This is a genomic window from Pedobacter glucosidilyticus DSM 23534 (genome assembly GCF_000425145.1).
GTDB classification, from domain to species: domain Bacteria; phylum Bacteroidota; class Bacteroidia; order Sphingobacteriales; family Sphingobacteriaceae; genus Pseudopedobacter; species Pseudopedobacter glucosidilyticus.
In genome coordinates this window covers 87,046-100,109 of the sequence record NZ_KE384314.1, presented here as the reverse complement: position 1 = coordinate 100,109, position 13,064 = coordinate 87,046, and the positions used below count along the sequence as shown (strand labels likewise).

The 13,064-nt window shown below is 34.5% G+C and carries 16 protein-coding genes; 8 read left to right on the top strand and 8 right to left on the bottom strand.

Annotated elements, in window-relative coordinates; genetic code table 11:
- On the top strand, positions 1-111 hold a 111-nt coding region (locus H510_RS19940; RefSeq protein ID WP_155977872.1), incomplete at its 5' end, for a transposase.
- 145 nt (positions 112-256) lie between these two features.
- On the opposite strand, the gene H510_RS0117040 is transcribed toward H510_RS19940, so the two are convergent.
- From H510_RS0117040 to H510_RS0117025, 4 genes are all read right to left on the bottom strand, one after another.
- Complete coding sequence (locus H510_RS0117040; RefSeq protein ID WP_026905420.1) at positions 257-550, bottom strand: DUF1016 N-terminal domain-containing protein; 294 nt, start codon at positions 548-550, stop codon at positions 257-259.
- Between the two features lie 210 nt (positions 551-760).
- On the bottom strand, positions 761-1,453 hold the full coding sequence (locus H510_RS0117035) for a metal-dependent hydrolase (RefSeq protein WP_026905419.1): 693 nt from the start codon (positions 1,451-1,453) through the stop codon (positions 761-763).
- A gap of 11 nt (positions 1,454-1,464) precedes the next feature.
- The gene (locus tag H510_RS0117030; protein ID WP_026905418.1) at positions 1,465-1,788 is read right to left on the bottom strand and encodes a YbaB/EbfC family nucleoid-associated protein; all 324 of its coding nucleotides are present in this window, start codon (positions 1,786-1,788) and stop codon (positions 1,465-1,467) included.
- Between the two features lie 57 nt (positions 1,789-1,845).
- Positions 1,846-3,066: a serine hydrolase domain-containing protein gene (locus H510_RS0117025; RefSeq protein WP_026905417.1), complete on the bottom strand. Its 1,221-nt coding sequence runs from the start codon at positions 3,064-3,066 to the stop codon at positions 1,846-1,848.
- 159 nt (positions 3,067-3,225) lie between these two features.
- On the opposite strand from H510_RS0117025, the gene fumC reads away from it, so the two are divergent.
- From fumC to hisS, 5 genes are all read left to right on the top strand, one after another.
- Positions 3,226-4,623 (top strand): class II fumarate hydratase, encoded by a 1,398-nt coding sequence (fumC, locus tag H510_RS0117020; RefSeq protein ID WP_026905416.1) that lies wholly within the window; start codon positions 3,226-3,228, stop codon positions 4,621-4,623.
- Positions 4,624-4,689: 66 nt separating this feature from the next.
- Positions 4,690-5,223 carry a hypothetical protein gene (locus H510_RS19295; protein WP_051291368.1) on the top strand — a complete coding sequence of 178 codons (534 nt, stop codon included), beginning with the start codon at positions 4,690-4,692 and terminating at the stop codon, positions 5,221-5,223.
- A gap of 9 nt (positions 5,224-5,232) precedes the next feature.
- Positions 5,233-5,670, top strand: coding sequence for a low molecular weight protein-tyrosine-phosphatase (locus H510_RS0117010; protein WP_026905415.1), 438 nt, complete (start codon positions 5,233-5,235; stop codon positions 5,668-5,670).
- A gap of 32 nt (positions 5,671-5,702) precedes the next feature.
- The gene (locus tag H510_RS0117005; protein WP_026905414.1) at positions 5,703-6,122 is read left to right on the top strand and encodes a hypothetical protein; all 420 of its coding nucleotides are present in this window, start codon (positions 5,703-5,705) and stop codon (positions 6,120-6,122) included.
- 55 nt (positions 6,123-6,177) lie between these two features.
- A complete protein-coding gene (gene hisS / locus H510_RS0117000; protein ID WP_026905413.1) occupies positions 6,178-7,569 on the top strand; it encodes a histidine--tRNA ligase in 1,392 nt (463 codons plus the stop codon).
- Between the two features lie 374 nt (positions 7,570-7,943).
- On the opposite strand, the gene H510_RS0116995 is transcribed toward hisS, so the two are convergent.
- From H510_RS0116995 to H510_RS0116985, 3 genes are read right to left on the bottom strand one after another with little or no spacing between them, the layout of a single operon-like run.
- A complete protein-coding gene (locus H510_RS0116995) occupies positions 7,944-8,507 on the bottom strand; it encodes a hypothetical protein (protein ID WP_026905412.1) in 564 nt (187 codons plus the stop codon).
- Positions 8,508-8,539: 32 nt separating this feature from the next.
- Complete coding sequence (locus H510_RS0116990) at positions 8,540-10,840, bottom strand: TonB-dependent receptor (protein ID WP_081659320.1); 2,301 nt, start codon at positions 10,838-10,840, stop codon at positions 8,540-8,542.
- Between the two features lie 40 nt (positions 10,841-10,880).
- The gene (locus tag H510_RS0116985; protein WP_026905410.1) at positions 10,881-11,198 is read right to left on the bottom strand and encodes a hypothetical protein; all 318 of its coding nucleotides are present in this window, start codon (positions 11,196-11,198) and stop codon (positions 10,881-10,883) included.
- Between the two features lie 128 nt (positions 11,199-11,326).
- Here H510_RS0116985 and H510_RS0116980 point away from each other — a divergent pair, with 128 nt between their 5' ends.
- Positions 11,327-11,674 carry a hypothetical protein gene (locus H510_RS0116980; RefSeq protein WP_026905409.1) on the top strand — a complete coding sequence of 116 codons (348 nt, stop codon included), beginning with the start codon at positions 11,327-11,329 and terminating at the stop codon, positions 11,672-11,674.
- A 120-nt stretch (positions 11,675-11,794) separates the two neighbouring features.
- On the top strand, positions 11,795-12,493 hold the full coding sequence (locus H510_RS0116975) for a peptidylprolyl isomerase (protein ID WP_036693344.1): 699 nt from the start codon (positions 11,795-11,797) through the stop codon (positions 12,491-12,493).
- 155 nt (positions 12,494-12,648) lie between these two features.
- Here H510_RS0116975 and H510_RS0116970 read toward each other — a convergent pair whose 3' ends face one another.
- A complete protein-coding gene (locus H510_RS0116970; protein ID WP_026905407.1) occupies positions 12,649-12,948 on the bottom strand; it encodes a GIY-YIG nuclease family protein in 300 nt (99 codons plus the stop codon).
- Positions 12,949-13,064: the final 116 nt, after the last annotated feature.

Below are 13,064 nucleotides of genomic sequence, written 5' to 3'. Positions count from 1 at the left end.
ATCAAGCATAATCATGGCTTTAAGAGATTTATGCTCAGAGGTAAGAAAAAAGTGGAAATAGAATGGGGTTTAATCGCTATTGCTCATAACTTAAGAAAAAAAGCAGCTTAGAAAAGCTGTTTTCTCCCATTTTAAGGCTTTAGCTTCTCTATTGAGCCATTACATATCTAAGTAATAAGCCTAAACAAAAAATACTTGACAAATTTGATGGAAAATAAAAAAGCTGCCTCAGTTTATTTCTGAGACAGCCTCTTTTTTAAATTTGTGTCATCGGCGATGACACAATTTCGCTTCCTACATAAGTTTCATAAAACTGTTTCATCCTGTATAATCCCCTTCGGTTGAAACCTTTTAAATCTGGATAATTTTCTTGGATGAATTTTGCTAATTCGTCAATTGTCTTTTCTCCCCAATTTGCATTTGCTAATTGTTTTGATAGGTAAGAACCAACATTCCAATATAAATTAATCAGTTCCGTATTAACAGCTTTTAAAGCATTATTTCGGGATTGTCTAATTAGTTGTACTATTTCATAAAATTGTTGATTCATGAGCTTAAAAACAGTGATGGTTCAATAATATTTAAAGATGATAAAAACAATTAAAATAAGACCGTTAAAATTTTAACTCTTAATTTCTAATCGCTTTAAATATCAATATGGCTACTCAAAAGGCCAGAAAGCCTTGTGTAAGGAAATCAATAATAAAAAAAGCGTGTTTCAAATCAATGAAAAACGCTTTTTTATTTAGGTACTACCCACTTAAATCTCTATACTATCTTCCTCTTTTAAACTTATTTTCATCAGCGTAAGCGTTTGGCCAGCATCAGCAAATTTCTGTTTAGCAACATCATTATCTATTTTGATATAGCCAAAAGTATCGTAATGCATTCCAATAACCTTTTTACAACCTACAAATTTTGCAGCTATGGTAGCATCCTCAACGCCCATGGTAAAATTATCGCCTATAGGCAAAAAGGCATGTTCAATATCATGAAACTCGCCAATTAACTTCATATCTTGAGTAAGAGAAGTATCGCCAGCATAGTAGTAAGATTTTCCTTCTGTTTTAATGATAAAACCGCCTGCTGTACCTCCGTAAGATCCATCTGGAAGAGAGTTAGAGTGTGCAGCGTAAGTCATTTTTACAGTTCCAAAATCAAAATTCCATGAGCCGCCAATGTTTAATGGATGTCCGCCAGCTACACCCTGTTTAGCAAACCACTCCACAATTTCATAAGAGCTTACCAATTTAGCGCCTGTTCTTTGCGCTATGCTTTGTACATCGGCTACGTGGTCTCCGTGACCGTGAGAGATTAAAATATAATCACACTCGATACTATTGATATCGATATGTTTTGCCGTTTCATTAGGTGAAATGAAGGGGTCAATTAAAATTTTTTTACCTCCTGTTTGTAGTAAAAAACAAGAGTGTCCTAAATAGTTTACTTTCATAAAATGTTTATTTATTTACCAAATAAATTGCCTAATGCTCCTAAACCACCCATACTGCCTAACATTTCTTGTGTCATGGCGGCAGTTTCTGCTTGCGAAATTTTTTCTGCCTGTTCTAAAGCCTTATTAACGGCTACAGCTATTAATTCTTCTAAAGCCTCTTTATCTGTTGAGGTATAAAAATCATCAGCTATAGCGATAGATTTAATGGTTTTACCAGCAGTAGCCACAACTTTTATAGCACCGTTTTCTGCCTCGCCAGTTACGCTAATGGTTTCTAGTCTTTTCTTTACTTCTTCTGCTTTCTTTTGTGCTTCAAATAACTTGTCAAACATGTTGGCTCTTTTGTTAAATGGTTAAATAAATTTTATGATAAAATGTTTTAAATAATGTTAATCTTCATCGCTTCCAGGTAAGCTTCCGCTGCCGTGGTAAGCATTTTTTCTAATGACAGGAACTTTTAAGTGTTTATATAAATCATCTAAATGTAACAAGCTGCCATTGGTTAAATTGCCTAATAAAACAATAACAATGTCTTTTTTAAGATCTCTGACGTAGATGTGTCTAAATCCATGCCACCAACCGGTGTGGTAAACAACTTTTTCACCTTTATCGCCATCAAAAATCCTCCAGCCGTAGCCATAATTAAAGTGACCATTAACAGGTGTATTTCTTCCGGTGTAGGCCGTGTCTAAACTTTCTTTATTTAATAATCTGCCAGTTTTTAAGGCATTATCGTACAAAACTAAATCATGTACTGTGCTGTAAATACCTTTGTCGCCAACTGGGCCATCCAAGAAATTTTGTACAACCGAGTAGCGCCAAGTACGGTCATGCCCTACAACATCTACCGGAATTTTATCGTAAACCGCTTTAGAATAAACGTGGGTGTTTTTCATCCCGGCAGGTTTAAAAACATTTTCCATCATATAATCAGCATAGCTCATACCTGTAACTTTTTCTATAATGGCACCTAAAACCATATAATTAGAGTTGTTATAATGGAAACGATTATCAGGTTTGGTGTAAGGGTTAGGTTTGCGTTCAGCAATAATATTCATCACCTCCTTATTGGTGATGCCTTTTTTCATGTCTCGCTTTTCTTTCCTCCAAATATCATCAATAAAGTAAACGTAATTCATCATACCACTTCTGTGGGTAAGCAATAGTTTTACGTTAATACCATCATAAGGGAAATTAGGATAAAACTTTTTTACATCATCAGTTAAAGAAAGTTTTCCTTGCTCTATCAGCTGCATAATAGCAACGCCGGTAAAAGTTTTGGTTACGGATGCTAATTCAAATACCGAATTTATTTTTAAGCTATCGCGATGCAGATAATCAGCCCAGCCTAAAGATTTCTGATAAATGATTTTTCCTTTCTTAGCAACCAGAATATTTCCGTTAAAACCAGAACGCTTATGAAGTCTTTGGGCAAATTCGGCAATATATTTATCTTCCTTTTTTTCATCATAAACTAAAAGAAGACTATCAGTTTTATCATCATCAATGGTTCTAACTTTAGGGTCTTTATCCTTGTTTTCTGGGTTAGAAGAGCAGGAAGAGCATAAAATGGCGCAAATAGAGGCTATAAAAAAGCTACGTTGTATCATCAAAAAAAAATATGGTTCGCAATTGTAAACGAGGGAAAATTAGAAATTATATAAAAGAAAACAGAAATGAGTTTTAAACATTCGGCTATTTGTTTGTTTATATCAGATAAAACGGACAAAAATTATAAATTTGAACGCATTTAAAAATTAATTAGCGAAATGGAATACAGAATAGAACATGATACCATGGGCGAGGTTAAAGTGCCGGCAGATAAATACTGGGGAGCACAAACAGAACGCTCAAGAAATAATTTCAAAATTGGTCCAGAGGCATCAATGCCTAAAGAAATTATCTATGCTTTTGCTTACTTAAAAAAGGCAGCGGCTATGGCTAATTGCGATTTAGGCGTACTTTCTACAGAAAAAAGAGATTTAATTGCCAAAGCTTGTGAAGAAATTTTAGAAGGTAAATTGGATGATCAGTTTCCATTGGTGATTTGGCAAACAGGTTCTGGTACACAGTCTAACATGAATGCTAATGAAGTAATTGCTTACAGAGCGCATGTTATCAATGGTGGTTCTTTAAATGATGATAAAAAAGTATTGCATCCTAATGATGATGTAAATAAATCACAATCATCTAATGATACTTTCCCAACAGCTATGCACATTGCTGCTTATAAGCAAGTGGTAGAAATTACTTTACCAGGCTTGGAGCTTTTAAAAGCAACTTTGGTAAAAAAATCACAAGATTTTGCAGAAATTGTAAAAACCGGGCGTACCCATTTTATGGATGCTACACCTTTAACCTTAGGGCAAGAATTTTCTGGCTATGCGCAACAACTAACCAACAGTATTAAAACCATTAAACAAGCTTTAGAAGCTGTAAAAGAATTGGCTTTAGGTGGTACAGCAGTTGGTACAGGTTTAAATACACCAAAAGGTTATGATGTTTTAGTAGCTAAACATATTGCAGATTTAACAGGTTTACCTTTTGTAACAGCACCTAATAAATTTGAAGCTTTAGCAGCACATGATGCGATGGTAGAATTATCAGGAGCATTAAAAAGAGCGGCAGTTTCTCTAATGAAGATAGGTAATGATGTGAGGATGTTAAGTTCTGGTCCAAGATGCGGCATTGGCGAAATCATTATCCCAGATAATGAACCAGGTTCTTCTATCATGCCTGGCAAAGTAAACCCTACGCAGCCAGAGGCTTTAACAATGGTTTGTGCACAAGTTATAGGTAATGATGTGGCCGTTTCTTTTGGAGGTTCAAATGGGCATTTCGAGCTTAACGTTTTCAAGCCTGTAATTGCAGCTAATGTATTGCAATCTGCCCGTTTAATTGGTGATGCTTGCGTATCTTTCAATAACAATTGTGCGGTTGGTATTGAGCCTAACTTACCAGAAATCAAAAAGCATTTAGAAAACTCTTTAATGTTGGTAACTGCTTTAAACCCGCATATTGGTTATGAAAATGCTGCCAAAATTGCTAAAAAAGCACATAAAGAAAATAAAACATTGCGTGAAGCTGCTGTAGAGCTTGGTTTGTTAACCAGCGAACAGTTTACAGAGTGGGTTAAGCCAGAAGATATGGTGGGCTCGCTTAAATAGTTACATCAGTAATTTCATACAGCAGAGGTTTGAAAAAGCCTCTGCTTTTATAAAAAGTACAAATACATGCTAAATTTTACGGTTGGGTTTTTTAAAGAGATGATGATAAGATATCATAAATCCAAACTACTTTATGCCGTATTTTTTATTTCTCTACAAGCATGTTCTTTTAATGAGCAAGTACCAAGTACCGGAGATGCTTTTTTACAGGGTAGCTGGACAGAAGATAGCATCCCGCTTAAAAACCAATTGGTAAATTACGAGCAATATCAATTTAAATTTACTTGCGATTCTTTTTATCTCCAGATTAACACACACTCTAAAGTGAATTTATATGGCGGCGAGTGTTATAATACCAATACTTGGAGCGAGTATGTAAAAGGAACTTATGTGGTAGTAGCCGATACTTTAAAGCTTAACGGAGCTTTTGTAAACCAAGATTATAAGTATAAGCCCGAGAACAGTTGTTACCGTTTTGGTAAGTTTGAATATGATTTTTTGATGCAGAAAAAACATCAAGACACCCTATATATAAAAAGCAAATTACAAAGCCTTCCACATTTATTATTTCTAAAAAAAAGAACTTCATGTAACTTATAATAAAGATTTATGAAAATTTTAATGGTTTGTTTAGGCAATATCTGTAGATCGCCTTTAGCCCATGGTATTATGGAGCATCTGGTAAAGCAAAAAGGGTTAAACTGGGAAATAGACTCGGCCGGCACAGGTTCTTGGCATATTGGTCATCAGCCAGATAGACGTTCTATTGCTGTAGCTAAAGCAAACGGTATTGACATCACCAACCAAAGAGCAAGGCAGTTTAGCTCGGCTGATTTTGATGATTTTGATCTTATTTTGGTTATGGATAAACAAAACTATCGTGATGTTATCGCACAAGCTAAAACGGCTGAACATGAGGAAAAAGTAAAGCTCTTTATTCCCGATGGTTTTGTACCAGACCCCTATTATAACGATGAAGAATTTGCACCTGTTTTTGATATGGTTTACACACGTTGTGAAAAACTTTTGCAAGAATTAAAGCATTAAAAACTTTAGCATTGTATTAAAATAGCGTTTTCATGAAAAATCTTATCTTACTATTATTCTTATTTACAGGGTTACAGGTTCTAGCTCAAAAGCAGGAAAAAGATATCAAGTACTTTTATTACTACCTAAATCAGGATGAAAGCTTTATGTCTTACCTAAAAGCCAGAAAAGAATTTGAAAGCAAAAGAACAGATTTTAAACTTCCGGCTTCTAAAGATGCCGTTAAAGAATTAGAGGCTAACGAGGCTAAAATCCTTAAAAATGAGAAAAGCTATGCCGAGTTTCTAAATAAATATGGCATGAAAAATGGTGGCGATTATGCCAAAATCTGGTTTAATCAGCTAAATGCGCTTAAGATTTTCATCAAGAAAAATCCGGAGTTTTATAAACTTACCCCGACAGAAAGACAAAATATCATAGATAAATGGTATTTCTCTGATGTATTGAAGTAAAACAACATCGGCTTAAGCCTGTACTTTCCTAAAGCTTTTTTTCTATTTTTGCCGCATGGCAAGTATTAAAGCATCCATCCCAAAAGGTACAAGAGATTTTGGTCCGGTAGAAATGATTCGTAGAAACCACATCTACGATATCATTAAAAGCGTTTTCAAAAAGTTTGGCTACCAAGAAATACAAACGCCAACGATGGAAAACTTAGATACTTTAACCGGTAAATATGGCGATGAAGGCGATAAATTGATTTTCAAAATCCTGAATAGTGGAGATTATATGCTTAAAGCGGATGGCTTAAAGCAAAAAGGCGAAGAGCTATCATCTAAAAACTTACTACCACTAATCTCAGAAAAAGCCTTACGTTATGATTTAACCGTACCATTTGCCAGATATGTGGTGATGCATCAAAACGAAATAGCTTTTCCTTTTAAAAGATTTCAGATACAGCCCGTATGGCGAGCAGATAGGCCTCAAAAAGGCCGTTATCGCGAGTTTTACCAATGTGATGCCGATGTGGTAGGCTCAAACTCTTTACTTAATGAAGCAGAGTTTATTTGCATTTACGATGAAGCTTTAAGCAAGCTAGGTTTAACAGATTTCACCATCAAAATCAATAACCGAAAAATTTTAACTGGCATTGCAGAGCTTATTGGTAAACCATCGCAAATTGTAGATTTAACAGTTGCCATCGATAAACTTGATAAAATTGGCTTAGAAGGGGTAGAAAAAGAGCTTTTAAGCAAAGGCTTTACAGCCGATGATTTGCAAACGCTAAAACCTGTCATATTATTAGCAGGTACTAACGAAGAAAAATTAGCACAATTAGATACTATTTTAAAAGCATCTGAGAATGGTTTAAAAGGTATTGCAGAAATTAGAGAAGTGTTTGATTATTTGGCTAATTTTAAATTAGACAAAGCTAAAATAGAACTCGATTTAACCTTAGCCCGAGGTTTAAATTATTATACAGGCTGTATTTTTGAAGTTAAAACAAACCAAGTTGCTATGGGCTCTATTGGTGGTGGTGGCAGGTATGATGACCTTACCGGGATGTTTGGTTTGCAAAATCTTACTGGTGCTGGTATTTCTTTTGGTGCTGATAGAATTTACGACGTTTTAGAAGAATTAAATCTTTTCCCTCAAACAACACAAGAAAGCACCAAAGTTTTGATATGTGTTTTTGGTAAAGAAGAAGAAAAATATGCTTTACCCATATTAGCATCACTAAGAGCACAAAATATTCATGCAGAGCTTTATCCATTTGGTACAAAAATTAAAAAGCAAATGCAATACGCTAACGACAAAAACATCCCTTATGTAATTGTTATTGGTGGCGATGAAATGCAAAGCGGAAAATTAACTTTTAAAAGCATGCAAAGCGGTACGCAAGAAAGCTTAAGCATAGCAGAAATAATATCCCAATTAAATATTTCTCTAAAAAAATAGTCTTTTTATAGTGCTAATAGTGCGGAGATAGAAAACTTATGTTTTCACTTTTGAGGACATGATGTTTAAACTCATCGGTTAAAAAAGAAATTTAAGACCATCCTTTCCATAGCTAAAATTTACGATACGACTTAAGTTTTTTTAACAGTATCTGTAATACTTTAGGTTTACCATTTCTTTATCACTAACAGGGTGCTAACAGGGTACTAACAGGGTGCTAACAAGGTACTAACTATGTAAACTATCCTATAAGTAACCTGTTATTACTTAGTTATAACATGGTAATTCCCGTAGATGAATAAATGAAAAGAGGTTGTTCATCATATTTAAAGAAACATGACAAACAACCTCTCTATGAAATAAAAAATTAATGCTTAGCTAGGATTTACCACAGTTAATGGGAAAGTAAATTCAAAATCAGTACTTCCCGGGGTAGCAGTACCATTTTTTAAGCCATTAGGCTGGTGTCTTAAAGTAACTGTTAAGGTACCAGTTCCAGCAGCACCAGTGGTTGCGGTTCCAGCTAAGCCTACAGGTAAATTATTCCTATCTCTATCAGTAATATTTACAGTTATCAAATTAGATGGAGTAGCTGTGTAAACTAATAAATGCTCATCATCTTCTTCAACAATTTCTTCTCTGATATCTTCAGCAGGGTTTTCAGTTTCATCTAATATTTGTGATACAGATAAATTATAACTTGTATTTGGACGTAAATTTAAGGGCCCGATAACCGGAGCATTTCCGCCATCTCCATCTACATCTCTGGCTGTTACAGTAACTACATCACTTGGGTTAGCGGTATTGGTAAATCTTAAAGTTACTGTAGTAATTAGCTCGTCTTCATTTACATCCGGTAGGGGTTCATCTTTTTTACAAGCAGAAATACTTCCGATTAAAAGGACTGCAAAAGCTAAAAATTTAAATTTGTTCTTCATGTTCTTAATTGTTTTAAATGTTAAAAATTTGGTTAAAATTTCATATTTAATCTTACAATGATGTTTCGTCCAAGGTCATCATTAAAATACCTGAAGTTGTTTAAATAGTCTCTGTAGTTTTTATTAAATAAATTTTGAGCGCTTAAACCAAAGCCTAAAATTTGCTTTCCAAATTTGACATTACTAGTAAAATCTGCACCAAAAAGAGTATAAGCGGCTGGCGGGAGCAGAGGTTCTGCACCAGGGTTTACCCTACTTTGTTGGGCCACATGCTGTACGTTAAAATCTAAGAGGTTACTTCTCATAAGTTTCAAATCAGGGAGTTTTAGACTTAAAGTAGCTGATGTTCTATCTGCCGGAATAAGTTCTAAAAAGCTATTATTTGCTTTATTGTAAGCCCTCACACCAGAATATTTCAAGCTTATATTTAATTTTTCATAGATTTGGTAAGCTAGAAAAGCATCGGTACCATAAAAACGAGCATCAACCTGTACATATCTTAAAACTCGATAAGTACCTCTGGTAGTAAGTATAAACTCTTGTGTGGGGCGTAGATAGATGTAATCATTATTAAAGTCATAATAAAAGCTTAAATCTCCAGTAAATTTGCCTGATGTTTTACTAATACCAGTACTTAAGTTTAAAGACGATTCCTCTTTTAAATTTCTATCACCAATAACATAAGCAGCCTGTGCTTGTACAATACCATCAATAAATAATTCGCTTATGGCAGGTGGGCGCCATGCTTGAGCCATCGTGGCATGAACTTTTAAGCCCTCTTTTAGTAAGTAAGAAGCTCCTAATGTACCTACAGTTTGGTTAAAATTAAATTCAGGAGTGATGATAGGACTATTATTATCACGTGGGTTGTTTCTTAACTTGGCTTGCATATATTTATAATCAAACCTTAAGCCAGCCTCAACCTCAAAGCGGTTTTTAGACCATTTCTCTATCCAATACGCACCGGTATTGTAACTGTCAAAAAAGGGTATCAAGTAACTTCCATCATAAAAATTTTGCTGATACATTCCCGTCAGACCAAATTTGCCTGTAAAGTTACCCAAGGGTTTATGCTCAAAGTAGAGATCTAAGTTTTGAGTGTTAAGTTCAAACTGTAATTGATAATTATTACTGTTTGAGCCTCTTACCAAACTGTATTCTTCGCGTATATTGCGTTGAAAGCTATATTGTAAACCAGCTTTGCCTAGCTCATCAAATAAATAAGAAGATTTTAATTTTATGGTTTGGTGTTGCACATCCTGATAAGGGCGACCTATTTCATAAGAGCGGTCTCCAATAATATCTGGCCTAGGCCTTTGGATAGCTGCCAGCAAATCACTTTCGCTACCAATGTTAGAACCGGTAAAAATTCCTAATTTAGTATTAAAAGAGCTAGCAAAAAGTTCGCTACTGAAGTGACCTTTTTGGTATCCCAACGCTAAAGAACCATTAAGCTCTCTAAAAGCAGTATTATCCAAAATATAGTCGGCAGTTTTAGCATTTCCAGCTTGTTTTATACTGCTTTGTAATCGCCACGCAAAGGTATTACTTTGGTTAGAACCTTCAATCTTGGTAGATAAAGCTCCCATCTGGTTATTGCTCATGGCAGCAACATCCACTTCACCTTCAAACTTATTGTAGTAATTGAGGGTAGATGGCTCTATTAAAATAACACCACCAACCGCATCTGGACCATATTGTACACTAGCCGCTCCTTTTACTACTTTAATTTCGTTAGCTAAAAAAGGATCAACTTCTGGTGCATGTTCGCTTCCCCATTGTTGTCCTTCTAAGCGTACGCCCGAATTAAAAATCAATACTCGGTTAGAGTGCATGCCATGTATCACCGGTTTAGAAACACTAGGCCCGGTTTGAATTGAGTTTAAGCCAGGTATTTTTTTTAGAGATTCTCCTAATGATTCTCCTCTGGTTAAAGCCAATTCTCGGTCTTTTAATTTAGCAGTACTCTGAAGTGGTGTTTCAATACTTTTGGTGCCTAATATTTTTACGGTGTTTAATAATGATGATGTTGGCTCCAAACTGATAGTTAAATCTGCTTTACCTCTTACATCAATAGACACGATGGTGGAGTTATAACCCACAAAAGATACTTCCAGTATGTGATTTCCAGCGCATAACTTGTAAAAGTGAAAATGCCCATCAATTTCTGAAACCGTAACTTGGTTTTCTTTAATGAGTTTAATGGTAGCTCCAGGCAAAACTTTTCCGTCTGTTACATCTTTAACAGTTCCAAAAATTGAAAAGTCACAATTCTGAGCCAAGCTCAACTTCGTAAAAATAAATAGGAAAGAAAGTATTAATAAATACCTCATTAAGTGTAAAAATTTATCCGTAAAAAACTAAAGAAATGTTTTAAGACAGATAAACAGGGGGTGCTTTATTAGAAAAAGATAAGCTTTTTAAAATGACAGCATTTTGGTAAATGTTATGGTAAACCGTTTCTTGCTGTTGTATGAGAAGAAAAAAATCTTTTTGAAGAATAGCAGCATTTTTATGAAAAACATTTACTGGTTTACAGCAGTGTTGTTCATATTTATTGAGCTCGTAAGTATTTGTATGCTCTTTTAAGTTTTGATGCTGGTGTAATAGTTGATGAAAAGGAATAGCAGAAAGTATTACTGCTAAAAGCAGCAAAAACCCTAAAAACCTTATTCCTTTTTTATGAACCATTTTAATAAACGTTGCAAATATAGCTAATAACGTATAATATGCAACAATGTTTCATTATAGGTTTTTGTAAAATTAATCATACACAGTTTGGCAGCTTATTTATGTGTATTTAAATTATCTTTGTTTTAATGATACCAGCAGAGATTAATCATAAGTTTAATAAGTTACAGCAAATTCTGGCTAGTGATTTTGATAATGAAAAGCCAGATATGAAAGTCATTCTTTTTTTAATAGGTGTGCAAGAGTTAGGAAAAGGCCCAAAAAAGTTTAGTAAAAGACAAAAAGAAGAATTAATGCATATCGCAACCTGTCGCTTATTTTCTGAGATGGGTTTTTATGAGTTAGAAGGTTTAGACCAAGATGGTTGGCCGCATTGGAAGAAAATAAAACCCATACCCAATTATACATTATTAGAACAAGAAATGATTTTAAAGTCTTTAATAGTATCCTATTTTGAAAGTTTATTTGATTTGTAGCCCTTTAACTCCCATAGCTATCAGGACTAACCAACTAACCACCTAACCAACTAACCACCTAACCACCTAACAAACTAACCAACTAACCACCTAACCAACTAACAAACTAACCAACTAAATATGTACAAACCATCAAAAAATTTTTCCCTTACACTCATTTTTATCCTGTTAAACACCTTAGTTTTTGCAGCGAAGCCTAAAAATCAATATGTAAAAATCAGTACCAACAAAGGTGAGGTTTATTTAATGTTGTATAATCAAACTCCAAAACATCGAGATAACTTTTTAAAGTTAGTTAAGGATGGAACTTTAAATCAAACGCTATTTCATCGTGTCATTAAAGATTTTATGATACAAGGCGGAGACCCTACCTCAAAAACCGCTAAAGCAGGAGATGTTTTAGGTAGTGGAGATTTAGGTTACCGTGTTGATGCTGAATTTGATAGTACGCTTTTTCATAAAAGAGGTGTTTTGGCTGCTGCCCGAGATAATAACCCGGCTAAAGCTTCCAGCTCTTGTCAGTTTTATATCGTACAAGGTAAAAAATATACCGATGCAGAGTTAAATCAAATAGAACAATATCGTTTAGAAGGTAAAAAAATACCAACTTATCAACGTGAAGTTTATAAAACTATAGGTGGTACACCTTTTTTGGACAGAAATTATACTGTTTTTGGAGAAGTTGTAAAAGGTTTAGACATGGTAGATGCTATTGCTAATGTAAAGGTAGATAGCAACAACCGACCTTTGGAGGATATTAAAATGGAGGTATCACTTTTAAAGCCCAGAGAAGTTAAGAAACTAAAATTGAAAAACTAAACGTCATAAGCTTGAGTATTCTGTCATTGCTAGCTCAGCGAAGTAATCTCTTACTATCCCACTTTGTCATTGCGAGTGAAACGAAGCAATCTCCTATTAGATAGGATTCTATTTCAATAAAAAGATTGCCACGTCGTAAACTCCTCGCAATGAACTTAAAGCTCGTTTTCAAACCAGTCTTTACTTAAATCATCCCAATTCATATTCATAGAATTTATAAGTTCAATTTTTTTCGCTCTGGAACCCGCTTTTATTTGTTTCTCCCTAGCGATGGCATCTATAATAGTATGAAAGTCTTCGTAATAAACTAATTTGTTGCACTTATACTTAGATGTGAATTTAGATCCTTTCTCGAATTTGTGTTCCCACATTCGCCTTTCTAGATTGTTGGTAACTCCGGTATATATTACCGTATTGTTTTTGTTTGTTAAAAGATAGATAGAATAGGTTTTCATATTTAAATATAATAATTCTATGTCATTGCAAGCCTAGCGAAGCAATCTATTCCGCCTTGTTCATTGCGAGAGAAACGAAGCAATCTCCTATTAGATAGGATTCTATTTCTATAAAA